This window comes from Pseudomonas sp. RIT-PI-q (assembly GCF_001297125.1).
GTDB lineage: Bacteria > Pseudomonadota > Gammaproteobacteria > Pseudomonadales > Pseudomonadaceae > Aquipseudomonas.
In genome coordinates this window covers 1-26,549 of sequence record NZ_LHPC01000078.1, presented here as the reverse complement: position 1 = coordinate 26,549, position 26,549 = coordinate 1, and the positions used below count along the sequence as shown (strand labels likewise).

Annotated in this window: 23 protein-coding genes, 1 rRNA gene and 1 pseudogene; 14 read left to right on the top strand and 11 right to left on the bottom strand. The window is 61.1% G+C overall.

Annotated features, from left to right (window positions below; genetic code table 11):
- Nucleotides 1–102 (top strand): 5S ribosomal RNA (gene rrf / locus AEQ67_RS33005); the annotation flags it as partial.
- Nucleotides 103–166: 64 nt separating this feature from the next.
- On the opposite strand, the gene AEQ67_RS33000 is transcribed toward rrf, so the two are convergent.
- The 4 genes from AEQ67_RS33000 to AEQ67_RS32985 form a co-directional block, all read right to left on the bottom strand.
- Nucleotides 167–595, bottom strand: coding sequence for a hypothetical protein (locus AEQ67_RS33000; RefSeq protein WP_059408092.1), 429 nt, complete (start codon nucleotides 593–595; stop codon nucleotides 167–169).
- Between the two features lie 138 nt (nucleotides 596–733).
- Nucleotides 734–1,147, bottom strand: coding sequence for a VOC family protein (locus AEQ67_RS32995; protein ID WP_059408090.1), 414 nt, complete (start codon nucleotides 1,145–1,147; stop codon nucleotides 734–736).
- Between the two features lie 90 nt (nucleotides 1,148–1,237).
- Entirely contained in the window at nucleotides 1,238–1,897 is a 660-nt protein-coding gene (locus tag AEQ67_RS32990; RefSeq protein ID WP_059408087.1) for a TetR/AcrR family transcriptional regulator, read from the bottom strand.
- The gene (locus AEQ67_RS32985) at nucleotides 1,884–2,735 is read right to left on the bottom strand and encodes a 3-hydroxybutyryl-CoA dehydrogenase (protein WP_059408085.1); all 852 of its coding nucleotides are present in this window, start codon (nucleotides 2,733–2,735) and stop codon (nucleotides 1,884–1,886) included. Before AEQ67_RS32985 ends, AEQ67_RS32990 begins: the two co-directional genes overlap by 14 nt.
- 167 nt (nucleotides 2,736–2,902) lie before the next feature.
- On the opposite strand from AEQ67_RS32985, the gene AEQ67_RS32980 reads away from it, so the two are divergent.
- Nucleotides 2,903–3,937: an AraC family transcriptional regulator gene (locus tag AEQ67_RS32980; protein WP_059408082.1), complete on the top strand. Its 1,035-nt coding sequence runs from the start codon at nucleotides 2,903–2,905 to the stop codon at nucleotides 3,935–3,937.
- Nucleotides 3,934–5,748, top strand: coding sequence for an ABC transporter ATP-binding protein (locus tag AEQ67_RS32975; RefSeq protein ID WP_059408079.1), 1,815 nt, complete (start codon nucleotides 3,934–3,936; stop codon nucleotides 5,746–5,748). The genes AEQ67_RS32980 and AEQ67_RS32975 overlap by 4 nt, the downstream gene beginning before the upstream one ends.
- Here the strand turns inward: AEQ67_RS32975 and AEQ67_RS32970 are convergent.
- From AEQ67_RS32970 to AEQ67_RS32960, 3 genes are all read right to left on the bottom strand, one after another.
- A complete protein-coding gene (locus AEQ67_RS32970; RefSeq protein ID WP_059408077.1) occupies nucleotides 5,720–6,673 on the bottom strand; it encodes an alpha/beta hydrolase in 954 nt (317 codons plus the stop codon). The two genes, AEQ67_RS32975 and AEQ67_RS32970, sit on opposite strands and share 29 nt — an antisense overlap.
- Before the next feature lie 97 nt (nucleotides 6,674–6,770).
- Nucleotides 6,771–7,769, bottom strand: a complete 999-nt coding sequence (locus AEQ67_RS32965; RefSeq protein WP_059408074.1) for an NAD(P)H-quinone oxidoreductase — start codon at nucleotides 7,767–7,769, stop codon at nucleotides 6,771–6,773.
- A gap of 84 nt (nucleotides 7,770–7,853) precedes the next feature.
- The gene (locus tag AEQ67_RS32960; protein WP_059408072.1) at nucleotides 7,854–9,095 is read right to left on the bottom strand and encodes a YbfB/YjiJ family MFS transporter; all 1,242 of its coding nucleotides are present in this window, start codon (nucleotides 9,093–9,095) and stop codon (nucleotides 7,854–7,856) included.
- 111 nt (nucleotides 9,096–9,206) lie between these two features.
- Between AEQ67_RS32960 and AEQ67_RS32955 the strand changes: the two genes are divergently transcribed.
- Nucleotides 9,207–10,082 (top strand): LysR family transcriptional regulator, encoded by an 876-nt coding sequence (locus AEQ67_RS32955; RefSeq protein ID WP_059408070.1) that lies wholly within the window; start codon nucleotides 9,207–9,209, stop codon nucleotides 10,080–10,082.
- A 248-nt stretch (nucleotides 10,083–10,330) separates the two neighbouring features.
- On the opposite strand, the gene AEQ67_RS32950 is transcribed toward AEQ67_RS32955, so the two are convergent.
- A complete protein-coding gene (locus tag AEQ67_RS32950) occupies nucleotides 10,331–11,053 on the bottom strand; it encodes a pirin family protein (protein ID WP_059408068.1) in 723 nt (240 codons plus the stop codon).
- Nucleotides 11,054–11,331: 278 nt separating this feature from the next.
- Between AEQ67_RS32950 and AEQ67_RS32945 the strand changes: the two genes are divergently transcribed.
- Together AEQ67_RS32945 and AEQ67_RS32940 are read left to right on the top strand one after the other, a co-directional pair.
- The gene (locus AEQ67_RS32945; protein ID WP_059408066.1) at nucleotides 11,332–12,282 is read left to right on the top strand and encodes a GlxA family transcriptional regulator; all 951 of its coding nucleotides are present in this window, start codon (nucleotides 11,332–11,334) and stop codon (nucleotides 12,280–12,282) included.
- Between the two features lie 183 nt (nucleotides 12,283–12,465).
- A complete protein-coding gene (locus AEQ67_RS32940) occupies nucleotides 12,466–13,944 on the top strand; it encodes an ATP-binding protein (protein WP_059408065.1) in 1,479 nt (492 codons plus the stop codon).
- On the opposite strand, the pseudogene AEQ67_RS32935 reads toward AEQ67_RS32940, so the two are convergent.
- Nucleotides 13,909–16,712: pseudogene (locus tag AEQ67_RS32935) on the bottom strand (ATP-binding protein). The gene AEQ67_RS32940 and the pseudogene AEQ67_RS32935 overlap by 36 nt on opposite strands.
- A 367-nt stretch (nucleotides 16,713–17,079) precedes the next feature.
- On the opposite strand from AEQ67_RS32935, the gene AEQ67_RS32930 reads away from it, so the two are divergent.
- Both AEQ67_RS32930 and AEQ67_RS32925 read left to right on the top strand, forming a co-directional pair.
- Complete coding sequence (locus AEQ67_RS32930; protein ID WP_059408063.1) at nucleotides 17,080–17,655, top strand: flavodoxin family protein; 576 nt, start codon at nucleotides 17,080–17,082, stop codon at nucleotides 17,653–17,655.
- Nucleotides 17,656–17,686: 31 nt separating this feature from the next.
- Entirely contained in the window at nucleotides 17,687–18,511 is an 825-nt protein-coding gene (locus tag AEQ67_RS32925; protein WP_059408061.1) for an alpha/beta fold hydrolase, read from the top strand.
- Nucleotides 18,512–18,927: 416 nt separating this feature from the next.
- On the opposite strand, the gene AEQ67_RS32920 is transcribed toward AEQ67_RS32925, so the two are convergent.
- Entirely contained in the window at nucleotides 18,928–19,365 is a 438-nt protein-coding gene (locus tag AEQ67_RS32920; RefSeq protein ID WP_059408059.1) for a helix-turn-helix domain-containing protein, read from the bottom strand.
- A gap of 158 nt (nucleotides 19,366–19,523) precedes the next feature.
- Here AEQ67_RS32920 and AEQ67_RS32915 point away from each other — a divergent pair, with 158 nt between their 5' ends.
- The 6 genes from AEQ67_RS32915 to AEQ67_RS32885 all read left to right on the top strand — a co-directional run bounded on the left by AEQ67_RS32915 (nucleotide 19,524) and on the right by AEQ67_RS32885 (nucleotide 26,027).
- Nucleotides 19,524–20,447, top strand: a complete 924-nt coding sequence (locus tag AEQ67_RS32915; RefSeq protein ID WP_059408057.1) for a LysR substrate-binding domain-containing protein — start codon at nucleotides 19,524–19,526, stop codon at nucleotides 20,445–20,447.
- Between the two features lie 842 nt (nucleotides 20,448–21,289).
- Complete coding sequence (locus AEQ67_RS32905) at nucleotides 21,290–21,706, top strand: DoxX family protein (RefSeq protein ID WP_059408053.1); 417 nt, start codon at nucleotides 21,290–21,292, stop codon at nucleotides 21,704–21,706.
- Nucleotides 21,699–22,310, top strand: a complete 612-nt coding sequence (locus tag AEQ67_RS32900) for an antibiotic biosynthesis monooxygenase (protein WP_059408051.1) — start codon at nucleotides 21,699–21,701, stop codon at nucleotides 22,308–22,310. Before AEQ67_RS32905 ends, AEQ67_RS32900 begins: the two co-directional genes overlap by 8 nt.
- On the top strand, nucleotides 22,307–24,145 hold the full coding sequence (locus tag AEQ67_RS32895) for an amidohydrolase (protein WP_059408049.1): 1,839 nt from the start codon (nucleotides 22,307–22,309) through the stop codon (nucleotides 24,143–24,145). Before AEQ67_RS32900 ends, AEQ67_RS32895 begins: the two co-directional genes overlap by 4 nt.
- A 69-nt stretch (nucleotides 24,146–24,214) precedes the next feature.
- The gene (gene ycaC, locus AEQ67_RS32890; RefSeq protein WP_059408047.1) at nucleotides 24,215–24,841 is read left to right on the top strand and encodes an isochorismate family cysteine hydrolase YcaC; all 627 of its coding nucleotides are present in this window, start codon (nucleotides 24,215–24,217) and stop codon (nucleotides 24,839–24,841) included.
- Nucleotides 24,842–25,130: 289 nt separating this feature from the next.
- Complete coding sequence (locus AEQ67_RS32885; RefSeq protein ID WP_059408045.1) at nucleotides 25,131–26,027, top strand: LysR family transcriptional regulator; 897 nt, start codon at nucleotides 25,131–25,133, stop codon at nucleotides 26,025–26,027.
- Nucleotides 26,028–26,177: 150 nt separating this feature from the next.
- Here the strand turns inward: AEQ67_RS32885 and AEQ67_RS32880 are convergent.
- Nucleotides 26,178–26,549: hypothetical protein (locus AEQ67_RS32880; RefSeq protein WP_059408043.1), on the bottom strand; the 372-nt coding region annotated here is incomplete at its 5' end.

The window sequence follows — 26,549 nt, the reverse complement described above, 5'->3', positions numbered from 1 at the left end:
AGCATTGGAACCACCTGATCCCATCCCGAACTCAGCAGTGAAACGATGCATCGCCGATGGTAGTGTGGGGTTTCCCCATGTGAGAGTAGGTCATCGTCAAGATTAAATTCCGAAACCCCTATCTGCGTACGCAGGTAGGGGTTTTGTTTTGTCCGCAGGAAAGTGATTACCGATACTTGATCACGATGCCTTTGAGTTTGCGACCCTCGATGGTTTCGACATCGCGACTCCACACCCCCCCTCTGACATAGGCGCCCACCGCCTGGATATGGTCATAAACCACCACCACGGCATCGCCGCCAAGCTTGGCGGATTCTTCCCGGAGTTTTTGTTCGACCTCGGTTATAGGCGGGGCGGGCTCGACGCTGGCATCGATGAGCACTTCACCTAAGCGAATATGGGGGCGAAGGGGCTCGGTACGCAGCACTACGACCTCGCTGGCCAGCGTCGGCGCGGGATGCTCGACACCCACATAAGCGGTGGTCTGTGCATCGACAGTGGCGCAGCCATTGAGCGCGAGCAGGGTGGCGATGAGACCTCCTGCCAGCAATGACATTTTGAAACGAGTGGACCAAGGCGCGTTGTAGGCCGACATAGGGGGTGATCTCCGAAGAATCCGCTACTAACGAGGTGGCATGTTGACGGTAGCAGACGGTCCCGGAGTTGCCAGAAGCCCAACCTTTTCAGGTTGGGCTTTTTCATGCCTACAGAAAAGTCGTTAGACCAGCCAATTTCACTGATCCTTTTCGCAATTGACCATCCACGACACACCAAACCGATCGACCAGCATCCCGAAACGCGCCGCCCAGAATGTGGCTTCCAGTGGCATCTGCACGCTGCCGTCTTCCGACAATGCAGTGAAAATTCGTTCGGCCTCGGCAATGCTGTCGACATTCAGCGAGACCGAGCAGCCGGCCATGTCATCCGTGGGGCGATCAGGCGTGGTGTCCGAGCCCATGATCGCCTGGTCGTCCACCAACAGGCGAGTGTGGATGATCAGGTTGTGCAGGTCCGATGGAAAATGCTCGCGCGCAGGGCTTTCACCGAACGTCATCATCATTTCGATCTGGCCTTGCAGGGCTTGGGCATAGAAGGTGAAAGCGGCTTTGCAGTCGCCGTTGAAGATCAGGTAGGGATTGATTTTCATGTTTGCGCTCCCGGTCATTGAGGGTACACATCGGTTTGACGTCTGGTTCGTCAGCGAATTCCGATGGACGTTGACTCGGGTAGCAAAGCGCTAAAACGCGGGGTGCAGGGGCATTTTTTTAGATGTTTTCTCTATGGGTTGGGCGAGGCTTATCGCTTCGTGCACACGTCGAGGCGCGAGCAAGCGTTCAATGCCCCCGCTCACCAGATTCTCCAACAGTTCATCACGTGCCTGTTCATCCAGCGGATGCTGCGCCAACCAACCGGGCGCGCTGTTGAGCAAGTTGGCAATCGCATGTCCGGCCGCCAACAAACCCTGTTCGCTGAACCGCGATCGGACCCCGAGCATCTGCAACAGCTTGCGCTCGTATTGTTCGCGCAACTGCCGGACCCGTTCCTGTTGCTCTTCGTTAAGGCAGCCGCTGTCACGCTCCGCCAGACGAAAATGCCAAGGCATTTCCTGATGCAGATTCAGATGCGCACGGATAAGCGCAGGAAGCCTGTCGCGTTTTGCCGGAGCCTTTTGCTCGATGCGCCCCAAGGTTGCCAACAGCTCTTCGTAGAACTCCTCGATCAGGTCGAGCAGCAAGTGCTGTTTGCTGGGGTAATGGTGATACAACGAGCCCGGGGCGAGCCCCAGGCACGTCGCGAGCTCACGCATGCCGACTTGCCCGAAGCCCTTGCTGGCGAACAGCTCCAGCACCTTGTCCCGGTATTCGGCGAAACGTGAGCACCGCTCAGGCATAGGCATGGAAGCCACGCCCCGTTTTGCGTCCCAGGTAACCGGCGGCCACCATTTCCTTGAGCAGTGGAGCGGGGCGGTATTTGCTGTCGTTGAAACCGTCGTAGAACGCTTCGAGGATAGCCAGAACGGTGTCCAGACCGATCAGGTCCGCTAATGCCAGCGGGCCGATCGGCTGGTTGCAGCCCAGGCGCATGCCGGCGTCGATGTCTTCGGCGCTGGCCAGGCCTTCCTGAAACACCAGGATCGCTTCATTGATCATCGGCACCAGAATCCGATTGACCACGAACCCCGGACGGTTGCCGGCGGTGATTGCGGTTTTGCCGAGCGTTGTTGCCATGTCCAGCGCCAGGGCGTGGGTGGCGTCGCTGGTTTGCAGGCCGCGGATCACTTCAATCAGGCCCATCACCGGCACCGGGTTGAAGAAGTGCAGGCCGATGAAGCGCTCAGGCTGGCTGACGCTGGCGGCGAGCTGGGTGATGGACAACGACGAGGTGTTGGAGGCGATCACACACTCGGCGCTGACCTGTGCAGCGATTTGTTGCAAAACGCGCAGTTTCAGGTCGAGGTTTTCGGTGGCCGCTTCGATCACCAGTTGCACGTTTTCAAGGCTGCTGTAATCGGTGCTGGTGCGGATCTTGTCGAGGGCGGCGAGCTTTTGTCCTGGGGTCAACGTGTCCTTGGCAACCTGTCGATCAAGGTTTTTGCCGACGGTCGCGATGGCTTTTTGCAGGGCGCTCTCGGAGATGTCCAGCAAGGTCACGTTGAAGCCGGCCAGGGCGCACACTTGCGCAATGCCATTGCCCATTGTGCCTGCGCCGATCACGCCAATGTTTTGCAGATTCATGTTTGCGTCCTTCCGATCAAACCTTGCGATACCTTGGCCGCCACAACGGTCGAAGGCGTACTATTGGCCGCGAGTCTAGAGCCGGCAGGGCGGTTGTCCTATGCCGGAACTGTTCAACGGCACTGGTGTTTTTTGCCATTTCAGGTGATGAGGAGCGAAGCGTTCACATGCGGGAAAAGGACTCGGTTGCCGCCTACTTCGTGCAGGCAATGCTCCATGGGCTGGGGGACGATCCGCAGCGGCTAAAGGCTGCGCTTGAACAGGCAGGCATCGACCCGGCATTGATGGCGCAACCCACCGCGCGGGTGCCGGCCAGCGCATTTGCTGCGTTGTGGTTGATTCAAATTCGCGAGCTGAACGACGAATTTTTCGGACTCGACTCCCATGGCATGCCGCCGGGCAGTTTTGCCCTGATCTGCCGCGCGTTGATTCAGGAGCCTGATCTGCACAAGGCCATGCGCCAATGCCTGGCCAATTTCGCGCTGTTCCTCCACGATTTTCGCGGCACGCTGACGGTGCGCGGCAAGCGTGCGGTGATCAGCTTGCAGAACCGCTCGCCCAACAGTGACGTCAGTCGTTTGGGCGAGGAGACGTTTCTGGTGTTGATGATCAGTCTGCTGTGCTGGCTGGGCGGGCGGCGTATTCCCATTGACCGCGCGGATTTTCGCCATGAGCGCATCTCCCTCAGCGATGACCGTTTGCTCTGGGGTCCCAACCTGACCTTTGGCGCCGAGCGCACTGAAATCGAATTCGCCAGTCACTACCTGCGCCTGCCGGTGGTTCAGGATTTGGCCTCACTGAAGGTGTTTTTGCGCACTGCGCCGCAATGGCTGGTGATCCGCTTCCGCAACCAGCATGGCTTGGCGTCGCAGGTCCACCAGCGTCTGCGCAACAGCCATTACAGCGAATGGCCGACCTTGCAGGCCTTTGCCCTGGAACAGCACCTGAGCCCCAGCACGTTCCGCCGGAAACTGGAGCGTGAAGGCTGTTCCTATCAGGAGATCAAGGACGAAGTACGTCGCGGCGTTGCCTTTGAGCAACTGCGCCAGAGCCGGGCGAGCATCGGCGATATTGCCGAGCAACTGGGCTTCCAGGAACCGAGCGCGTTCCATCGGGCGTTCAAGAAGTGGACGGGGGAAAGTCCGGGACGTTACCGGGCGCGGTTTGAAGATAAACGGCTCGCAACGGAGCCGGCTGAATGAGCGTCAGCCTCGATCGCGTCGCCTCATTACTCGATCAGGCGCGACGTGCCTTGCTACTGGTCTGGGGCACCTCTCGCGGGTTGTTTCTGGGATTGGTGCTGGCCACGCTGATCGCCGGGGTGTTGCCGGCGTTGGCAGCGTGGTTGGGCCAGCGAATCGTCGATGCGGTGGTGTTCGCCATGCAGTTGCATGCGCAGCAGGGCAGCGCGCCGTTGTGGCCGGTGTTGCGTTACGTATTGTTTGAAGCCGGCGTGCTCGCATTGTTGTCCGGGACCCAGCGTGCGCTGTCGGTCCAGCAATCGCTGTTGCGGGTGCAGTTGGGGCAGAAGGTCAACACGATGATTCTGGAGAAGGCCCAGACGTTGTCGCTGGTGCAGTTCGAGAACTCGGAGTTCTACGACAAGTTGGTCCGGGTCCGGCGAGAAGCGTCGACGCGGCCATTGGCGCTGGTGATGAAGTCGTTGGGGCTGATCCAGAACCTGATCGTGTTGATCAGCTTCGGCGTGTTACTGGTGCACTTTTCGCCTTGGGCGCTGGTGTTGTTGGTGGTCGGTGCGTTGCCGGTGTTTTTTGCCGAAGCGCATTTTTCCGGGGATGCCTTTCGGCTGTTCACCCGCCGCGCACCAGAGAGCCGGCAGCAGACTTACATCGAGACGTTGCTCTCCCATGAGGGCTACATCAAAGAGGTCAAACTGTTTGGTTTCGCGCCGCTGCTGTTGAAGCGTTATCGCGAGACATTCGCTCGACTCTATACCGAAGACCGCCGACTGACGTTGCGCCGTGACGGCTGGGGATTCGTGCTCGGGCTGCTGGGCACCGGGGCGTTTTATCTGGCGTACGCCTGGGTGGTGATCGATGCCGTCCACGGCAATATCAGCCTGGGGCAGATGACTATGTATTTGGTGCTGTTCAAGCAGGGACAGTCAGCGGTGAGCAGTAGCCTGAGCGCCATCAGCGGTCTTTACGAAGATGGCCTGTACCTGTCCAGCCTTTACGAATACCTGGCCGAACCCGTGGTGGCCGACACCGGCAGCCTTACCGTCGGTGCGGTGCCCGGCGATGGTTTGCGTTTCGAGAACGTCGGTTTCAGCTATCCGGGTGCGAGTCGCGCCGCGCTGGCGGGTATCGATCTGCATTTGGTGCCGGGGCACAGTGTTGCGCTGGTGGGGGAGAACGGTTCGGGCAAGACCACATTGATCAAATTGCTGACCCGTCTTTATCGTCCCGATCAGGGCCGCATTCTGCTCGATGGCAGTGATTTGCAGGCGTGGGAAGAAGAGGCGCTGCGTCGGCGCATCGGGGTGATTTTCCAGGATTACATCCGCTATCAGTTTTCCGTCGGCGAGAACATCGGCGTCGGTGACACGTTGGCATTCAACGACGAACAGCGTTGGCAGGACGCGGCGGCCGAGGGCATGGCCGCGCCGTTTATCGAACGCCTCGATCGAGGTTATGCCACGCAACTGGGCCGCTGGTTCGCCGGTGGGCAGGAGCTGTCTGGCGGGCAATGGCAGAAGATTGCCTTGTCCCGCGCCTACATGCGGCGCAATGCCGATATCCTGATTCTCGATGAGCCCACCTCGGCGCTCGACCCGGCGGCGGAAGCCGCGGTGTTCGAGCATTTCAGTGAGCACACCGAAGGCCGCATGACTCTGCTGATTTCCCATCGGTTTTCCAGCGTGCGCAATGCGGACCACATCATCGTGCTGGATCAGGGGACGATTCTGGAGCGCGGCAATCACGACAGCCTGGTCGCGGCGGGCGGGCGTTATGCGCAGTTGTTTAACCTGCAAGCCCGGGGTTACCGCTAGGCCCGGCCATCTGCGCTGGTTTGGCTTTCATCAAGCCATCGAGTGCCTGGCGATACTCAGGGCCGCCAAGGCTCATGCTGTTGTTGTGCGTACCACCGGGTATCAGCAACAGGCGCTTGGGTTCGTTGGCGGCATTGAACAGTTGCTGGCTGAACCGCGAGGGCATGAACGGATCGGCCAGGCCATGTACCACCAACAGCGGCATGTCGATGTCGACAATCTTGTCGATGGAATCGAATTTCTGCGACAGCAGCCAACGCACCGGCAGCCACTTAACTGGCAGGTTGCTGTCGGCCACTTGCGCCACGGCATCGCCCAGTGAGGTGAATGTGGACTCGATCACCAGGCCACGCGCCGGTATGGCACCGTGGTCTTTTTTCGCCTGTGCGGCCAGCTCTGCGGCGAGATCAATGGCCACCGCGCCACCCAGGGAATGCCCGTAGATCAGGCGTTTGTTGGCGTCCGGTTGCATCGCCGCAAAACGCTCCCAAGCGGCTCGGGCGTCTTCGTAAACGCTGGCCTCCGACGGCAAGTCGCCCTTGCTCTGGCCAAACCCGCGGTAGTCGATGGCCAGCACTGAATAGCCCATGGCCCGCAATTGCTCGATGCGGAATGCCTGGCCGGTCAGGTTCCAGCGCACGCCGTGCAGGTAAAGGATCGATGGCGCATCGCGGCGCGCGGCTGGCCACCACCAGGCATGCAGGTTTTGCCCAGCCTTGAAATTCGCAGGCTTGATGTCGAATTCCTGAACGTCCTGTGGCAAGCCGCGATACCAGCCAGCCGTGCCCGGTTCGATGCGAAACAGCAACTCGCGCTCTTTGTACTTGAGCACCCCGCAACCCACCGGCAGGCCGACGACCAGCGCGGCCATGCACAGCAGCGGCAGCCAGCGTCGGCGTAGACGAGTGAGAAGGGAAGAGGGCACTGGTGTGGTCCACGGCAAAAACAGGAAGCACCGTTTTTAACAGAAGCATGCCGGGGGCGGGAATAATTTCGACAGCCGTTCACCGACCCCCTGTGGATCAATCCACCCGCAACACGATCTTGCCGATGTGATCGCCGGCTTCCATCCGCGCATGAGCCTGCGCTGCATCGGTGAGCGAATAGACCTGATCGATGATCGGCAGGCAACGCCCGGCGGCGAGGACCGGCCAGACATACTCGCGCAACTGTTCGGCAATCGAAGCTTTTTCTTCCCGGGTACGTGAGCGCAACAGCGAGCCCGTGACGATCGCGCGTTTGCCCATGATCGCCAGCAGGTCGACGTCCTTGGCGTGGGCGCCGCCGAGGAAGCCCAGCATCACCAGCCGACCTTCCATGCCCAACGCGGCAATGTTCTGGTTCAGGTACGAGCCGCCCATGATGTCGAGGATGACATTGACGCCTTTGCCGGCGGTTTTTTCCTGGATGACCTGGACGAAATCCTGATCGCGATAGTTGATCGCTTCGGCGCCCAATTGGCGGATCGCCGCACACTTCTCCTCACTGCCTGCCGTGGCAAACGCCTTGACCCCGAATTCGCGGCACAACATCAAGGCGGTCGTGCCGATGCCACTGGTGCCGCCGTGAATCAGTGCGCGCTGGCCTTTGCTGGCGCCGCCCATGTCGAACAGATTGGCCCACACCGTGAAAAAGGTTTCCGGGACAGCCGCCGCTTGCACCCAGTCCATTCCCTCCGGGATCGGCAGTGTCTGGCTGGCCGGTGCGACGCAATACTGCGCGTAACCGCCGCCGTTGGTCAGTGCACAGACTTTGTCGCCGACAATAAAGTCGTTCACGCCGGCACCGATGGCCACCACTTCACCGGCCACCTCAAGCCCTGGGATCGGGCTCATGCCGGGTTTCATCGGGTACTTGCCGGCGCGTTGAATCACGTCGGGACGATTGACCCCGGCAGCGTGCACGCGGATCAATACTTCGCCCGCGCCAGCGGTTGGCACCGATTCCTGGCGCGGCTTTAAAACCTCGGGGCCGCCGGGTTGGGTAATTTCAATCAGGGTCATGGTTTGGGGCAGGGTCATTTGGGATACCTGTTTTGATAATGTTCAAGAAGTGGGACCGTGTGTCGGTGTGGAAGATCAAGAGATCGCAGCCTTCGGCAGCTCCTACAGTTGTATGCATTCTCCTGTAGGCGCTGGCGCAGCCTGCGATCTTTTGATCTTCAAAAACCGCATGCCCAGTTCCAGCAGCAACGCCACGACGATGGCACCGCCAGCGATAATGAACAACAAGGCGTGATGGCCGCCGCTGGCGTTGAACAGGGCCGAGTAGGCAAACCCGGCGATGGCCTGGAACGTGGCGAACGAAACGGTGGCGCGACTCCAGGCAATTTGCTGCTGATGATGCTGCGGGATCAGTTCGTGAACCCGGGCCAGCGCCAGCGGGACGATGCCCGGCGGGAACGAGCCGAGGATCACCGCCAACATGGCCAGGGCCATGAAGGAATTCGAAATCGACAGCAGGCCCAGCGCAATTGCCTGCACGACCAGCACCAGCCGAATGCTCAACCGCGCACCCCAGCGATCGGCGAGAAAACCATAACTCACCGGCCCGACAATCGCGCCGAGGCCGTACATCACCCAGATCAGTGCACCGACGTGCGGCCCGGCACCCAGCCCGCGAGCCACGTAATCCACCAGGAACACCATGGCCGGCACCAGGCCCGCCGCCATGAACGCGTATTGGGCGAACAACAGGTAGACGGCCGGGTGGGTCGGTGAGGACGTCGGGTTTTGCTGTGCGGTGGCGGTCTCTTGGTGCGTGGTCGATGGCCAGCCGAACCAGCTCGCAGCGGTCAGGATCAGTGAGAGCAGGCCGAGGCCGAACCAGGTTTCGCGCAAGCCAAGGCTCAGCAGTGGCGGCACAATCGTGCCGGACCCGGCAATGCCCAGGCCGATGCCAAGGAAGATCGCGCCGCTGGCCAGGCCTCTGCGGGACGCCGGTACGTGGGGCAACACGGTCGCGGCCATCAGCACCATGATCGCGCCACCGGCAACGCCCGACAGCAGACGCCAGCCAAAGAACCACATCACCGACAACGGAAAACCACAGGCAAAAAACGCCAGCGTCACCGCGAGCATCATCAGCCGCAAGGCAGTTTTATTCGACGTGCGCTGGGCCAGCGGTCGGCCGATCAATGCGCCGATCAAGTAACCGATCAGGTTGGCCGCACCGAGGTAGACCACGTCGCTGGCGGAAAACCAGTGAGCCTGGATCAACGATGGAATCAATGGCGTGTAGGCAAAGCGCGCCAGGCCAATGCTGACCAGGCTGGCGCTGAGGCCGGCGAAGATCGGCAGCCAGATTGCGCTGCGCGGTGTGTGCGAAGTAGCTGAGGTGCCGAGCATGGAAAATGTCCTGTGGGTTAACTCTGGTGCTCAGCATATCGAGATTTTATGATGCAATAACGCTGCGATTTAGCGTTACAGTGATGCGTATATGCAGCAGTGGAGGACTTTATGAATTGGGATGACGCACGGGTATTTCTCGCGGTCTGCCGTGAATCGACACTGCGCGGCGCGGCGCGGGTGTTGGGAGTCGATCAGGCCACGGTCGGCCGACGGATCGCGGCGCTGGAAAAATCCTTGAGCGCGACGCTGTTTCTGCGCACCTCCGAGGGCTATGCGCTGACGGCGGTCGGCGAAGCGGCGTTACAGTCTGTGGAGAAAATGGAACGTTCAGCGCTGGAGCTTGAGCGGCAGATACAAGGGCTCGACGACCGGCTGACCGGGCTGGTAAGGGTCACCACCACCGATTCCCTGGCCATCGATTTCCTGATCCCGGCCATTGCTCGCTTGCATGAGCAACACCCCGAGGTACGGGTTCAACTGGACGCTTCGACGCAGATTCTCAGCCTGTCGAAACGCGAAGCCGATATCGCGGTGCGCAATACCCGGCCGGACAATCCGGACCTGATCGCCCGGCGCATCGCGCGCTGGCCGGTGGGGCTTTTTGCCGCTCAACGTTATGTGGAGCGTCATGGCGTGCCAGAGCCGGGTTCGGCGTTTGAAGGGCATGACCTGGTGGTGTATCAGCCGTATTTGCAAGGTAACAAGGAGATAACCCTGGTCTCGGAACCGCTGGGTCGCGGGCGGATTGTGGCGAGCCTGAGTTCCAGCCTGCTGGTGCGCCGATCCATTGCGGCGGGGATCGGGCTGGGGGAAATTCCGCTGTACATGGGGGAGAGGGACGGGCTGGTCAGGCTGTGGCCGGAACGCACGCGACCGGTGCCTTACGACATCTGGCTGGTGACCCACGCGGACCTGCGGCATACCGCTCGGGTGCGGGTGGTCATTGATGAGATTGTTGCGGTGTTTTCCGGGACGGGGGAATGACATCGGGGACGCGCGCAGACCCTGTAGCAGCTGTCGAGCTTGCGAGGCTGCGTTCTGCTCTGTAGCAGCTGTCGAGCCTGCGAGGCTGCGTTCGGCTGCGAAGCAGTCGTAAACCCTGCGCACGCGGTCTGCCTGACAGTCCGCAGCGCCTGAATTCACGACTGCTGCGCAGCCGAACGCAGCCTCGCAGGCTCGACAGCTGCTACAGAGCCGAACGCAGAGCTGCTACAGGTTTAGATCAATCCCTGTTATGGCATTTCCGGCAGTTCTTGAGGACGCAGGTCAAACACCAGCACTTCGGCATCCACGCCGTTGCTCAGGGTCAGCACCTGCTCATCGCGAACCCGTACGCCATCGCCTGCCTGCAACTGCACGCCGTTGAGTTCAATGCTGCCGCGAGCGACATGCACATAGGCGTAGCGATTGACGCCGAGTTCCAGGGCGGCGCTTTCCTTGCCGTCAATCAGGGCGGCATACACCCGCGCATCCTGACGCACTTTCAGCGAGCCCTTGGCCCCGTCCGGGGAGATGATCAGTTGCAGACGTCCGCGTTTCTTTTGCGTGCTGAAATGCTCTTGCTGATAACGCGGTTTGGCGCCGCTGACGTCCGGCACGATCCAGATTTGCAGGAAGTGCACCGGCCGGGTGGCCGAGTGGTTGTACTCACTGTGGGCCACGCCGCTGCCGGCGCTCATCAGTTGCACGTCACCGGGGCGGATCACCGAACCGGTGCCGAGCGTGTCCTTGTGTTCCAGGGCACCTTCGAGCACATAAGAGAAAATCTCCATGTCGCGGTGCGGGTGCTGGCCGAAGCCTTTACCGGCGGCAACCCGATCATCGTTGATCACCAGCAGGTCGGAAAAACCCTGCTCTTTCGGGTTGCGGTAGTTGGCGAAGGAAAAGGTATGGAACGACTTCAACCAGCCATGATTGGCCAGACCGCGATCGGAAGCTTTGCGAAGGGTCAGCACGATGAAATCTCCTGTGGGGACGTTGATTCGTCCGAGTGAGGAGAAGGTTAATGTTTACTGGTGGGTGCAATAAGTAGATGTAAATTGAAAGACTGTCCCTTTTGGGTTGACAATTTTTGGCGCTGATTCAGGTATCCTCATCTGCCACAGCATCCTGGTGCCGTGCACAACCCCCTGTAGGAGCAAGCTTGCTCGCGAAAGCGGTGTGCCAGTCACCAACTATGTTGAATGAACTGCCGTTTTCGCGAGCAAGCTTGCTCCTACAGGGATTTGAACCCATGAAAACCGTGGCAATGGTGTTGTTTCCGGAGTTTCTCCTGCTCGACATGGCCGGCCCCATGGAGGTGTTCTCCATCGCCAATCGTTATCTGGCGCCGGATCAGCGTTATGAACTGTTGACCATCGGCACCGAACCGGGCCTGCTGCGGGCCTCCAACGGCGTCAGCGTCCAGGCCGATCTGCACATTGATCAGGCAAGTGCGAACTATGACGTGCTGCTGGTGCCCGGCGGTCCGGGTGCCTACGACGAAAAACATCCTCGGTTGCTCCGCTGGCTTCCGGGTGCGGTCAGCCGGGCCCGGCGCTATGGCTCGATCTGCACCGGCGCGTTCGTGCTGGGACATGCCGGGTTGCTGGATGGTTATCGCGTGACCACTCACTGGCATTACACCGAACGGTTGATCAAGGGCTTTCCCAAGGCGACGGTGGAGACCGATCAGATTTACGTACTGAACCGCAACTTGATTACCTCCGGCGGCGTCACCGCCGGCATCGACCTGGCGTTGGCGGTGGTGGCTGAGGACCACGGCAAGAAAGTCGCTCAGGACGTGGCCAAGGTTCTGCTGGTGGTGATGAAACGTCAGGGCGGGCAGGCACAGTTCAGTCCATTGACGGCCGCCGTGGCCCCTCACGAAACAGCCGTCACTCGCGTGCAAAACCATGTGCTCGATCACCTCGATAAAGCCTTCAGCGTCGAATGCATGGCGGGCCTGGCGAACATGAGTGCCCGGCATTTCGCTCGGGTGTTTGCCCGGGAAGTGAGCATGACGCCAATGGAGTTTTTGCAAAGTGCGCGCATCGACCGCGCCAGGAATCTGCTGGAAACCAGCGACTTGCCGCTCAAGACCGTGGCGTTCAAAAGCGGCTTCGGCAGCGTGCGGCACATGCGTTTTCTGTTCAGTGAAAAGCTAGGCCTGACCCCGACCCAGTACCGCGAACAGTTCAGCTAGAGCGTTGTTGTCCGTTGCGCGCACCCTGATGGCCGTGACGCTCCCACCGCGGCAGTTGTACCGTCACCGAGGCCTGCCAAGATACCCGTGAACTCTTTGCAATGGAGGTGCGGGAGCCTGGAGGGCGGGTGCGATGGATTTACCGCACTGAGCGCCGGGCCAGGTTTCAGCACGTGAACGTGCATGAACAGTCTCAGAGATTTAAACAGCGATGCGCTGCTGCGGTTCGGCCCCTACGCGTTCCACCTGCGGCAACGGCTGATCCTGGACGGTGATCGGCCGCTGCGCATGGGCGGGCGGGCCCTGGATATCCTCCAGGTGCTGGTCGAGCGCGCCGGGGAGGTGGTCAGCAAGGATGAACTGATTGCCCACGTCTGGCCGACCTCGGTGGTCGAAGAAATCAATCTGCGCGTGCACATTGCCGCCCTGCGACGCGCCCTCGGCGACGGCCAGGACGGGCAGCGTTACATCGTCAATATTCCCCAGCGCGGTTACAGCTTTATTGCCCCGGTTCAGCGCGAACTGGAAGGTACGCCGATCGCGATCATTCAGAAGCATCAGCACAATCTCCCGGCGCGACTCACGCCGGTAACCGGTCGAGATTCGGTGGTTGGCAGTGTGGTCCGGCAGTTGCCGGTTCGGCGTTTCATGACCTTGATCGGCCCCGCTGGCATCGGCAAGACCACGGTGGCGTTGCGCGTGGCGGAACTGCTGTTGCAGCACTATCAGGATGGCGTCTGGCTGGTGGATCTGGCAGCGATCGATGACCCCGCGCAGGTGGTCGATCACCTGACGCGCACCCTTGAACTGGATGTCGGAACGACTCTGGATGCGCTGGCGCAGCGGCATACATTGCTGGTCCTCGACAACTGCGAACATCTGCAAACGCGCTGCCGGACACTGATCGAGGACCTGCTGGTGTTGGCGCCACGCCTGTCGATCCTGGCCACCAGCCGCGAACCGCTGCTGGCCGCCGGGGAAACTGTCCAGCGCTTGCCGGCCCTGGCAGTTCCGCCGGCTTCGGCGTTGCACAGTGTCACCGAAGTCCTGGGGTATTCGGCGGTGCAGTTATTCGTCAGCCGTGCCCGAGCCCGCCAGCAAGGCTTTACCCTGCGCGAACAGGACCTCAAAGCGGTGCGCGAGATTTGTCGTCGACTCGACGGTTTGCCCTTGGCCATTGAACTGGCGGCGGCGCAGATCGATGCGTTGGCGGTGGTGGGGTTGCAAGCCCAGCTCGATAACTGTTTTCAGCTGCTGACCCAAGGTCGGCGCACTGCCGTGCCACGGCATCAGACGCTCAAAGCCGCGCTGGACTGGAGCTATGAACGGTTGAGCGCGTTGGAACAAACCGTGTTGCAGCGCCTGGCGGTGTTCAAAATGGCCTTCACGCTGGACGCGGCGATCGGTGTGATCACTTGCGCGGTGCTGTTGCCCTCGACCCTGGCTGAAGTGGTGGAAGGGCTGGCGCTCAAGTCGTTGCTGTCGCTGGAGCAGGGCAGCGGCGTGCCCCGTTACCGCTTTCTCAACACCACCCGCACGTACGCACTTGAGAAGCTTGAGCACAGTGGTGACTTACGGGCCTTTGAGATGCGCTATGCGCGCTACATCAGCCAGGCACGCTGGACCTCAGGCAGCCAGGTGACGCTGCAACTCGTCGAGTAAGCGCCGGACGGTCGTCAGGTCCGGTGTGGCAAAACCTTCGGTGAACCGGTTGTAGATCGGCGCCAACAGCTCATGCGCTCGCTGACAGTGGCCCTGACGCTGCCAAAGCTGCGCCAGCGCGGTGGCGCTGCGCAGTTCCCAGGCCAGGGCACCTTGGCGTTTTGCCACGGTTAACGCCCTGATCAGCACCTCCTCGGCAGCATTGGCATTCACCGGGTAATCGTCTGCCAACAGCGCAGCGGCCCGCGCCCGCAGAATTTCCGCCGTGCTCCAGCCTGCCGAGCCGGTGTCGGCCCGTTGCAGCAAGGCGTCGTCGACGAAACCCGAGTCCAGCGTGACCATTATTTCCTTGATCAAACCGCCGCCGGGTGGCGTGGGCAAATGTGCTTCAGCCTGGTCGATCACCTGCGCATAGTGCCGGGCCCAGGTGTAGAACAGCAGCACCGAGTGTTTTTGTGCTTGCTCCAGCAGCAGGCGCAGCAGGTCGCGGGCGGTCCGGGTGTTGCCGTTGTACTGGGCAATCAGGCAACCGGACAAGGCCAGGGTGTAGCAAATGGACGTGCCGTGGTTGATCTGGATCGCGATGTCCAGCGCCTGCCTGGCCGTGCGCCAGGCTTGTTCCGGGTGGCCCTGCAACCAGAGGATGCGCGCCAGAATCGTCAGGGCTGCCACGCTCTGGTCGTACTGCACGCCAAAACCATGGGTGAAGCGGTTCAGGTGCCCGCTCTGGGCCATGCGCTGGAGGGCCTGTTCGGCATTCTCCCGCGCCTGTTGTTGATCCCCGGAAAAGTGCAGGGCCAGCCCCGCAAGCGATGGGTGCTGAGCGACAGCACGGCATCGCCATGCACGCCCAGCCGGTCGAATTGCAGGCTCTGCTCCAGTGCCATTTGATAGTTGCCGCAACTGAGGTTGACCGCCATGTGCCCGGAGACCGCCCGGAGCTGACCGGCCACGTCGTTGCAGGTTTTGGCCAGGGTTCTGGCGCTGACGAACGCTTCGACAGTTTCGGCAGTGCCGCCCTGGGTGTGGTAGCAGGAGCTGCCAAGGGCCAGTTTGAGGGCCATTTTCAACCGGGGGCAGGGCTCGGGCGTCGATTCGAGCAGTGCCAGCGCCTTGCGCACATAAACGCCGTGCTCCTTGAGCAGCGACAGCTCCTGCCAGAGCGGTGTCGACGTCGCCGTCAGCCGGATCGCCAGCAGGGGCGGCCCATCCGCATTCAACCCCCAGTCGAGGGCCGAGCGAAGGTCTTCCAGGCTGCGGGCATAACGCTCGATCCACAGGCCGGTCGGGATCAGTTCCCAGTCGTTCTGGGCCTGATGCATCAACGCCAGGCAGCGTTCGGCATGGCGTTCACGAGTGCCTGGCAGATCAGCGGCCTGGTCGAGTTTCTCCAGGGCATAGCTACGTGTGGTGTCGAGCAGACGGTAGAACACTTCTTCGTCGCCGACCTCGACGTTCAACAGGGATTTGGCCACCAGTTGCGTGATCGAGCCAAACACCTCGCTCGGCTCGATGCGTTCGCCGACGATCACCGCCGCCGCCGACTCCAGCGTGAAACCACCGCGGAATACGCCCAATCGGCGCAGGCAGATTTGTTCACAGGGGCTGAGCAGGTCGAAGCTCCAGTCCAGCGTGGCGCGCAGGGTCTGATGCCGGGCCAGGGTCGTTTGACAGCCTTGGGTGAGCAGGCGAAAACTGCCTTGCAGCTGCGCCAGCAACCCGCACAGGCCGAAATGGCCGACCTGCGCCGCCGCCAGTTCGATGGCTAGCGGAATACCGTCGAGGCGGTGGCAGATGTCAATCAACAGCGGCAGTTCGTCATCGCTCAGTTCGAAACTGTCGTGGCTGGCCATCGCCCGTTCGACGAACAGTTGCAGGGCTGAAAAGGTCATTGCCTGAGCGCGGTCCAGCACGGCGATGGGCGGTGGGCAGTCCAGCGATTCCAGGCGCTCGACGAACTCGCCTTCGGCCCGCAGGCTCTCGCGACTGGTGGCCAGGATGTGCACCTCGGGCGCACCGCGAAGGATGCATTCGCAGAGCAGTGCAACGGTATCGATCAGGTGTTCGCAGTTGTCGATGACCAGCAGCATCTGCCGCTCGCGCAGGAACGTCGCCAGGCCGCTCATCGGTTCGGCGTCGTGTAAAGACAGGTCAAGCAGCGTCGCCAGATGAGCGGTAATCATCAACGGGTCGTTGATCGGGGCCAGGTCCAGCAGGCGAATGCCGTCCCGGTAGCGACCGATCAACTGCTCGGCGACGCGCAGGGCCACGGTGGTCTTGCCGATACCGCCGGGGCCGACGAGGGTGATGAAACGCTGGCGTGACAGCCGGGCTACCAGGCTGTCGATCAGGGTCTGCCGACCAATCAGGCGCGTGCGCCGCACGGGCAGGTTGTGGCGGCTCGGCGGCTGTACCTCGGGTTCGGAATGTTGCTCGATCTGTTCCAGCGAAAACGGCGCGACAAAGCTGTACCCGCGCTGGGCCACGGTGACGATGTAGCGCTGGCCGGCCTGACCGTCGCCGAGGGCTTTGCGCAGGGCCGCCATGTGTACCCGCAGGTTGATGTCTTCCACCACGCTTTTGCGCCAGACCCGGGCAATCAGCTCTTGTTTGCTGACCACATTGCCGGCGTGTTCCAGCAGGATCAACAGGATGTCCAGCGCGCGCCGGCCCAGGCGCAGGGGCTGGTCGGCCTCCATCACCAGGCGTTGGCCGGGGTAGATCCGGTAGGGGCCGAAATGAATGGCCTGTTCGGGGGAAAGGGTCAACGGGTCACTCCTGCTTGCATCCGTCTAGTACGCGGTTTTCGAGCATGTTCCTCAGGTTTTTTCATCAGCGCAATGCGCTGGTCGGGTGACTGAAGGGTGTTCGCTGCGACTGCAGATTTCCCGGCGCCGTCCACAGACTAGTATCTATTGGTCGCGGGGGCGACAAAGAGAGCGTTGGGGCTTTTAGCGCGCCATGGAGAATTAACAACGTTTAACTCGTCGTGCGTCCGGTCTTCACCCAAAACTCTGATCCCTGTAGGAGCGAGCTTGCTCGCGAAGGTGTGTCAGTCAACACCCATTTATCTGATACGCCCTCGCGAGCAAGCTCGCTCCTACAAGGATTTAACACACAGGGAGCGACGCCGGAATGAGCAACGTGGTGGTGGTCTATCACAGTGGCTACGGGCACACCCGAGTCATGGCGCACGCCGTGGCCCAAGGCGTGGAACGGCACCTGGGCAGCACCTGCCAGTTGATTTCGGTCGAGGACGTTGATCAACACTGGGAAAGCTTGCACCGGGCCGACGCCATCATCTTCGGCGCCCCGACCTACATGGGCAGCGCCTCGGCGCCCTTCAAGGGCTTCATGGACGCCACCGCCGCGTTTTATCTGGCCCAGCCCTGGCGTGACAAGCTCGCCGCCGGGTTCACCAATTCTGGGTGCCTGTGCGGCGACAAACTCAACACCCTGCTACAGATGGTGGTCTTCGCCGCCCAACACACGATGATCTGGGTCGGCCTCGACCTGCTGCCGGCGCGCAGCAGCATCGGCGTGTTCGATGGGCAAATGAATCGCCTGGGCCGTTCGCTGGGCGCCATGGCCCAGTCGAATGTCGAACAGTCCCCCGACCTTGCCCCACCCCCCGAAGACCGTCGCACCGCCGCGCATCTGGGCGAGCGGGTGGCGCGTCTGGCCGAACGCATGGGCCACCCCCCGGTTTGATTCACCCACACACTCGCCAAGGAGACATCGCATGAGTAGGTTCACGACCCGAGACGGCACCGAGATTTACTACAAGGATTGGGGCACCGGTCAGCCTATCGTGTTCAGCCACGGTTGGCCGCTGAATGCCGACAGCTGGGAATCGCAGATGATTTTCCTGGCCTCCCAAGGCTACCGGGTGATCGCCCACGACCGCCGGGGCCATGGCCGCTCCAGTCAGCCGTGGTTCGGCAATGACATGGACACTTACGCCGATGACCTGGCGCAGTTGATCGAGCTGCTGGACCTCAAAGACGCCGTGCTGTTCGGCTTCTCTACCGGCGGCGGTGAAGTGGCGCGGTACATCGGTCGCCACGGCACCGGCCGCGTGGCCAAGGCCGGGCTGATTTCCTCGGTGCCGCCGCTGATGCTCAAGACCGAAGCCAATCCCGGTGGCCTGCCGATCGAAGTGTTTGACGGCATCCGTCAGGCGTCACTGGCCGACCGTTCGCAGCTGTACATCGACCTCGCCAGTGGTCCGTTCTTCGGCTTCAACAAGCCTGACGCCAAGCCCTCCCAGGGCATGATCGACGGGTTCTGGATGCAAGGCATGACGGCCGGCCACAAAAATGCCTATGACTGCATCAGGGCGTTCTCCGAAACCGACTTCACTGAAGACTTGAAGAAATTCGACGTGCCGACCCTGGTGGTGCATGGCGATGCTGACCAGGTGGTGCCGATCGAAGCGGCGGGCATCGCGTCGGCAGAATTGGTCAAGGGGTCTACGTTGAAGATCTACCCCGGCGCGCCCCATGGCTTGACCGATACCCACAAGGATCAGCTCAACGCTGATCTGCTGGCGTTCCTCAAGGGGTAGCTGTCAAGCAAGGCTGCGTAGGGCTCTGTAGCAGCTGTCGAGCTTGCGAGGCTGCGTTCGGCTGCGAAGCAGTCGTAAACCCTGCGCACGCGGTGTGCCTGACAGACCGCAGCGCCTGATTTCACGACTGCTGCGCAGCCGAACGCAGCCTCGCAGGCTCGACAGCTGCTACAAGAGCTGGACGCAGCCTCGCAGGCTCGACAGCTGCTACAAGAGCTGGACGCAGCCTCGCAGGCTCGACAGCTGCTACAAGAGCTGGACGCAGCCTCGCAGGCTCGACAGCTGCTACAAGAGCCGAACGCAGCCTCGCAGGCTCGACAGCTGCTACAAGAGCCGAACGCAGCCTCGCAGGCTCGACAGCTGCTACAAGAGTTGAACGCAGCCTCGCAGCTGCTACAAAGAGTGCGTCGCCGGGTTTATTGAGCGTGAAGTTGCACGGTGTGGGCAGGGGGGCGCGAGGAGCGCATTGAGCGGCAACGCCAGGCAAACGGATTGATGCCTTCGCTGCGGGTGAAGATGTGGCAGAAATGCGCCTGATCGCAAAAGCCGCATTCGAGGCTGATTTGCGTGAGGCTGAGGTCGGTATCCTGGATCAGTTGCTTGGCCCGGACGATGCGCTGCTGACGAATCCATTCCTGGGGCGAAAGCCCGGTGCTGCACTTGAACGCGCGGGAAAAGTGACTGCGTGAGAGGGCGCAGGCGCGCGCCAGTTCGGTCACTTCCACGGTTTCACCGAGCCGGTCGAGGATCAGTTGTTTGGCCAGGTTTACGCGCCACGGGGTCAGGCCGCCGGTGGTTTTCTTGCGCGTTTCAGTGACGGTTGTTCGGGCGGAATTTTGCTGAAAGTGAGCCATGGCAAATGTCCGTGTCGGTGGGATTCAATTCTTGGGCGCGGGGCTCTGGCTGGCGAGTTAAACGTTGTTAATTCCTTGTTCGTGGTGGGCAGTCTTGAGTAAAGTCAGACACAATTGTCATCCTCGCGCCTGGCTCAATACACAAGGGAACCGTGCCTATGAACCGTAACGATTTGCGCCGTGTCGACATGAATCTGTTGGTGATTTTCGAGGCCTTGATGTTCGAAAAAAACCTGACCCGTGTCGCTGAAAAACTCTTCATGGGCCAGCCGGCGGTGAGTGCGGCGCTGGGACGACTGCGCGATCTGTTCGACGATCCGTTGCTGTTGCGTAACGGCCGCGGGATGGAGCCGACGGGGCGGGCGCTGGCGATTCTCAAGGAGCTGCAGCCGGCGATGGATACGATCTCGGGTGCGGTCAGTCGGGCCAAGGAGTTTGATCCGGCGACCAGGCGCGATGTGTTTCGCATTGGGCTTTCGGACGATGCCGAGTTCGGTTTGTTTCCGCCGTTGTTGACGCAATTGCGCGAGGAGGCGCCGGGGATCATCGTGGTGGTGCGTCGGGCCAATTATCTGTTGATGCCGGCGTTGTTGGCGTCCGGGGAGATTTCGGTGGGGGTGAGTTACACCACGGATTTGCCGGCGAATGCCAAGCGCAAGAAGCTGCGGGACATTGCGTGCAAGGTGCTGCGCGGCGATAAGCGGCCGGGGACGCTGACGCTGGATGAGTATTGTGCGCGGCCGCATGCGATGGTTTCGTTTTCGGGGGATTTGAGCGGCAACATTGACCTTGATCTGGCCAAGATCGGGCGCTGTCGGCGGGTGGTGTTGGGGGTTCCGCAGTTCAGTGGGTTGCGGGCGTTGCTGGCCGGGACTGAGATGATTGCGACGGTGCCGGATTATGCGGCGTGTGCGTTGGTTGAGGGGTGTGCGTTGCGGGCGGAGGATCCGCCGTTTCCGATTGAGGCGGCGCAGTTGTCGATGGCCTGGAGCGGGGTGCATGACAATGATCCAGCGGAGCGGTGGTTGCGGGCGCGCATTAGTCAGTTTATGTCGGAGCCCCTGAACATCCCGGCCCTGTAGGAGCTGGCTTGCCAGCGAAGGCTATGTGTCAGGCGACAGATTTTTTGAAGGTGTACATATCCATTTCTGCGGTAACGGCCGCTTAGGGTTTCGCCCTTACGGCGAGTCCCTTTTGTCAAACGCCACAAAAGGAACCAAAAAGTCTTGCCCCGGCGTCCGGCCCCTCGCTTAGGCTCGGTGTTCCTTCGCTCCGGTATTCATCTGGGCGCATCGCCTCCGGTCTGCTTCGCGACGACCTCCTCTCGATGTGTTCGACTGCGTCGAACGGCGCTGCGCGCCTGCCCCCAGATGAACACCTGCACTCAGCCTTCCGAAGGGGCGGGTGGATCAAGATCAAAAGCTGCAGGCGAGCTAACGCTCGACCTTGAGTGGTGAAGAGCAAAAGCTGCACACCGCTCTGCATTTGATTTTGTAGGAGCGAGGCTTGCCCGCGAAGGCGCCCCGACTGCCCAATCTCTAGCAGATGCACCCACTTCAATTGTAGGAGCTGGCTTGCCAGCGAAGACGCCCTGACAGCCAACCAATCTCTAGCAGATGCACCCAGTCCAAATGTGGGAGCTGGCTTGCCTGCGATGGCGGCCTGACAGCCAACCAATCTCTCGCCGTATCCCCATTCAATTGTGGGAGCGAGCCTGCTCGCGAATGCGCTGTGCCATCCAGCATTCATGTTGGCTGACACTGCGCATTCGCGAGCAAGCTCGCTCCTACAGGGGATTTGCGTGGGTACAGGCTCACCCGCAAAAAGAGCACGTACATTCAATTTTCCCCACGCCCGCCCGGGCACTATCGAATCGGTCCCGGCGAAGCCTTGCCGGTGGTTTTTCTTTTGTGCAGGTCAGGCCATGAACACTTCGCGATGGGATGAACGCGCCCAGGACTTCGGGCTGCTTTTTCTGCGGGTCAGCGGTGGACTGTTTCTGTTGTGGGTGCACGGTTTGCCGAAGCTGCTTAACTACAGCGCGGAACTGCAACGCATCGAAGACCCTTTCAACCTGGGCGCGAACCTCACGCTGATGCTGGCGATTTTCGCCGAGGTGCTGTGTCCGTTGCTGATCATCGCCGGGGCGCTGGTGCGTTTGGCGTGCCTGCCCATTTTGTTTCTGCTGTTGGTGGCGCTGGTGATTGTGCATCCGCAATGGAGCATCGATGAAGGGCAGTTCGGCTGGCTGCTGTTGATTCTGTTCAGCAGCATATTCATTGCCGGGCCGGGACGGCTGGCGATCAACCACCGATTTGCCGGAGCCTTTCGTTATGCCTGAATCCAATTCAATCGACACACCCGCACGGGGTTTCGAGGAAGTCGTGACCCTGGTCATCAAACACCGGGTCAAGTCCGGTTTTGAAGCGCCCTATGAGGCCTGGTTACGCAATATCGTCAGTGTCGCCGGGCAGCAAGAGGGGCACTTGGGCGTGGACGTGATGCGTGGCAAGAACGCCGGTCTCGACATGTACACCTGCGTGCTGCGCTTTTGCTCGACCGACGCCATGCAACGCTGGCTCGATTCACCGCAACGGCTGGCGCTGGTCAACGAAGCGACGCCAATGCTGGCGGACGGCGACCAGACCGAGGTCAACCCGGTCAATGAATTCTGGTTCGCCCCGCAGGCTGACGCCGCCACGCCACCGCCGCGCTGGAAGCAGGCCGTGGTGACGTTGTTGGTGATTCTGCCGCACACCTTGCTGGTGCCGCTGATCTGGGGGCCGCTGCTGCAGCTCAATGCTGTGCTCTCCAATTATGTGGTCGCCACGTTCCTGATCACGCTGACCATCGTGGTCTCGGTGGTGTACCTGTTCATGCCCATGGCGACCCGATTGTTCGCGCCCTGGCTGTCCCATTCCACTCCGTCGAAGGAAACGCGATGAACGCCGATCTGATTTTGTTCAATGGCCAATTTCATACCGTTGACCGTGAAAACCCCCTCGCCAGTGCCGTGGCCATCAGCGACGGTCGCTTCGTCGCGGTCGGCACCGATGCCGAGGCCATGGCCCTGCGCGGTTCGGGCACCCAGGTCATTGACCTCAAGGGGCGCTGCGTGATTCCCGGCCTCAACGACTCGCACTTGCACCTGATCCGTGGTGGCCTCAACTACAACCTCGAATTGCGCTGGGAAGGCGTGCCGTCCCTGGCCGATGCCTTGCGCATGCTCAAGGATCAGGCCGACCGCACGCCGACGCCGCAATGGGTGCGCGTGGTGGGGGGCTGGAACGAATTCCAGTTCGCCGAAAAACGCATGCCAACCCTGGAAGAACTCAATCAGGCCGCACCCGATACCCCGGTGTTCGTCCTGCATTTGTATGACCGAGCCTTGCTCAACCGTGCTGCGTTGCGTGTCGCCGGTTACACCCGCAATACGCCGAACCCGCCGGGTGGCGAGATTGTGCGCGATGCCAATGGCGACCCGACCGGCATGCTGGTCGCACGGCCCAACGCGATGATTCTGTACTCGACGCTGGCCAAGGGGCCGAAGTTGCCGCTGGAGTATCAGGTCAACTCGACGCGTCAGTTCATGCGCGAACTCAATCGCCTCGGCCTCACCAGCGCCATCGATGCCGGCGGTGGTTTCCAGAATTATCCGGACGATTACCAGGTGATCGAGCAGTTGGCCAAGGACCAGCAGTTGACCATTCGCATCGCCTACAACCTGTTCACCCAGAAGCCCAAGGAAGAGCTGACTGATTTCAAGAACTGGACCCGCAGCGTCACCCTGCATCAGGGCGACGATTACCTGCGGCACAACGGCGCCGGGGAAATGCTGGTGTTCTCGGCGGCGGATTTCGAAGACTTCCTCGAACCGCGTCCCGACCTGCCGCAAACCATGGAGGACGAGCTGGAACCGGTGGTGCGCCACCTCGTCGAACAGCGCTGGCCGTTCCGTTTGCATGCGACGTACAACGAATCGATCAGCCGCATGCTCGACGTGTTCGAGAAGGTCAATCGCGATATTCCGTTCAATGGCTTGCCGTGGTTTTTCGATCACGCCGAAACCATCACCCCACAGAACATCGAGCGGGTGAGGGCGCTGGGCGGCGGCATTGCGATTCAGGATCGCATGGCGTTCCAGGGTGAATATTTCGTCGAGCGTTATGGCGCCAAAGCCGCCGAAGCGACGCCGCCGGTCAAACGCATGCTGGCCGAAGGTGTACCGGTCGGCGCTGGCACCGACGCGACGCGGGTGTCCAGCTACAATCCATGGACCTCGCTGTACTGGATGGTCAGCGGTCGCACCGTCGGTGGCCTGGAACTGCACGCCGAGGGCCTGTCACGTCAAACCGCGCTGGAGTTGTTCACCCACGGCAGCGCCTGGTTTTCTTCCGAGCAGGGCAAGAAGGGCATGATCAAGGTCGGCCAACTGGCGGACGTCGCGGCCCTGAGTGCGGACTTTTTCAGCGTCGATGAAGAAGCAATCAAGTGGATCGAGTCGGTGCTGACCGTGGTCGGCGGCAAGGTGGTGTACGCCGCCGGTGACTTCGAAAAACTTGGGCCCCCCAGCGTGCCAGTGCTGCCGGACTGGTCGCCGGTGGTCAAGGTGCCGGGTCACTGGCGTCCGGCTTCGCCGATGCAGGCGCAGGTTCACCATTGCAGCGGACCGTGCGGCGTGCATGCCCACAGCCATGACCGGGCGCGCTTGTCGAATGCGCCAGTCAGCGATTTCGCCGGTTTCTGGGGCGCCTTCGGTTGCTCGTGTTTTGCCTTCTGACGATCACAAAAAAGCGCCGGCCTATTGTGCCGGCGCCATAAGCGACATCCATCCATCGAGGAGTTTCACATGAGCAACGTTCCGTACAAGCGCCTGAACAAAGATGACGCCGTTGTCCTGTTGGTCGATCACCAGACCGGCCTGATCTCACTGGTGCAGGATTTCTCGCCGAACGAATTCAAGAACAACGTGTTGGCTCTGGGCGACGTGGCCAAGTTCTTCAAACTGCCAACCATCCTTACCACCAGCTTCGAAAACGGCCCAAACGGGCCGATGGTTCCAGAGCTTAAAGAGCAGTTCCCGGACGCGCCCTACATCCCGCGTCCAGGCCAGATCAACGCCTGGGACAACGAAGATTTCGTCAACGCCGTTAAAGCCACTGGCCGCAAGCAGCTGATCATTGCGGGTGTGGTGACTGACGTGTGCGTGACCTTCCCGACACTGTCGGCGCTGGCGGAGGGTTTTGAAGTGTTCGTGGTGACCGATGCGTCGGGTACTTTCAACGAAACCGTGCAGCAGGCGGCATGGGCGCGTATGGCGGCGGCCGGTGCACAATTGGTGAACTGGTTCTCGGTGGCGTGTGAGCTGCAAGGCGACTGGCGCAACGACATGGAAGGCCTGGCGAACCTGCTGTCGCCGCGCATTCCTAACTACCGCAACTTGATGAATAGCTATTCGGTGCTGACGTCGAAATAAGGCCCGCCGCCAAAAAAAATGCCCGCGACTGTGCGGGCATTTTTCTGTGCGATAAACGGGTTTTTGTAGCAGCTGTCGAGCCTGCGAGGCTGCGTTCGGCTGCGCAGCAGTCGTGAAATCAGGCACCACGGTGTGTCAGGAAGAACGTGCAAGCCGGGTTTACGACTGCTTCGCAGCCGAACGCAGCCTCGCAAGCTCGACAGCTGCTACAGGGGTTGCCTATCCGCCGCAGGTGCCTGGAAGGGGAAATACGGCTATAAAGTCTCTGACTGTCAATCAGAGCATGACAATGAACCCGTTCGAAGATCTGCGTATGTTTTGCCAGGTCATGGACTCCGGCAGCTTCACCGCAGCGGCCGATCAATTGGGCCTGTCCAAGCAATTCGTCAGCCGGCGGCTGATGCAACTGGAAGAGCGCCTGGGCGTGCGGTTGCTCAATCGCTCGACCCGGCGCCTGGACGTGACGCCACTGGGGCAGAGTTACTACGAATCTGCCTTGCGCTTGCTCAGTGAAGTCGAGCAAGTGGAGCAGGGCATTGCTGGCCAGACCACCGAGCCACGCGGCACTGTCCGCGTGAGTGCGCCGTTGTCGTTTGCGCTGGCGCATTTGGGGCGTCTGCTGCCGGTGTTCTTGCAGCGTTATCGCGACGTCACGGTGGAAGTGGATTTGAGCGATCGCCCGGTGGACTTGCTCGGCGAGGGTTATGACTTGGCGTTGCGCATTGGCATCCTGGAAGACTCGACTCTGATTGCCCGCCGCATCGCGTCCATTGCGCGGGTGTACTGCGCCAGCCCGGCTTACCTGGCCGAGCGCGGTACGCCGCTCAAACCCGAAGATCTGCATGGCCATGACTGCCTGCCTTACGGCCACGGGCGTCAGGTGCAATGGCGTTTCGAAGGGCCGGGCAAGCCGTTGACGGTCAACGTCACCGGGCGGATGCGGGTCAACAACGGGGAGTTGCTCAAGGACGCGGCCATTGCCGGCATGGGGATTACTTACTTGCCGACGTTCATTGTCGGTTCGGCATTGAAGGACGGCAGGCTGGTGCCGGTGCTGGATGATTTTCGGCCTGAGCCACTGACGTTATCGGCGGTGTATCCGCAGCATCGGCAGCGTTCTCGACCGGTGCAGGCGTTGATCGAGTTTTTGCGCGAGCGGCTGGATCAGGCTGAGGACTCACTGTAGGGCGATGATTGGACTAACCGTCGCTATTGTGGGAGCGGGCTTGCCCGCGATTGCGGTGGATCAATCAGCAAAAATGCCGTCTGACGCTACGCTATCGCGGGCAAGCCCGCTCCCACAGGGTTTTGTGGGTTGATTGAGCATCAGTGGTTATCAGGTCCTTTTGTCATCGCCAGGCTCACCACCGACGTGCACGCCGTGGTCGTCGCCGACTTCACCGGCACGATGCACACCGTGGTCATCGCCGATTTCACCGGAGCGATGTACGCCATGGTCGTCACCGATTTCACCGGCGTGATGAACGCCGCGATTGTGGCCGACTTCGCCCGCTTGATGAACCCCATGATCGTCACCCGGTTCGGCGTGAGTACCACTGCGCCCGGAGGATGAAGCCGTATTGCCGGAATGCCCCGCGCCATGGTCGCTGCCACTGTGACCGCTGCCGCTATTGCCGCCACTGCCACTGTTGCCGCCACTGCCGCTTCCACCGTGACCACCGCCATTGCCGCCACCACCGCTTCCACC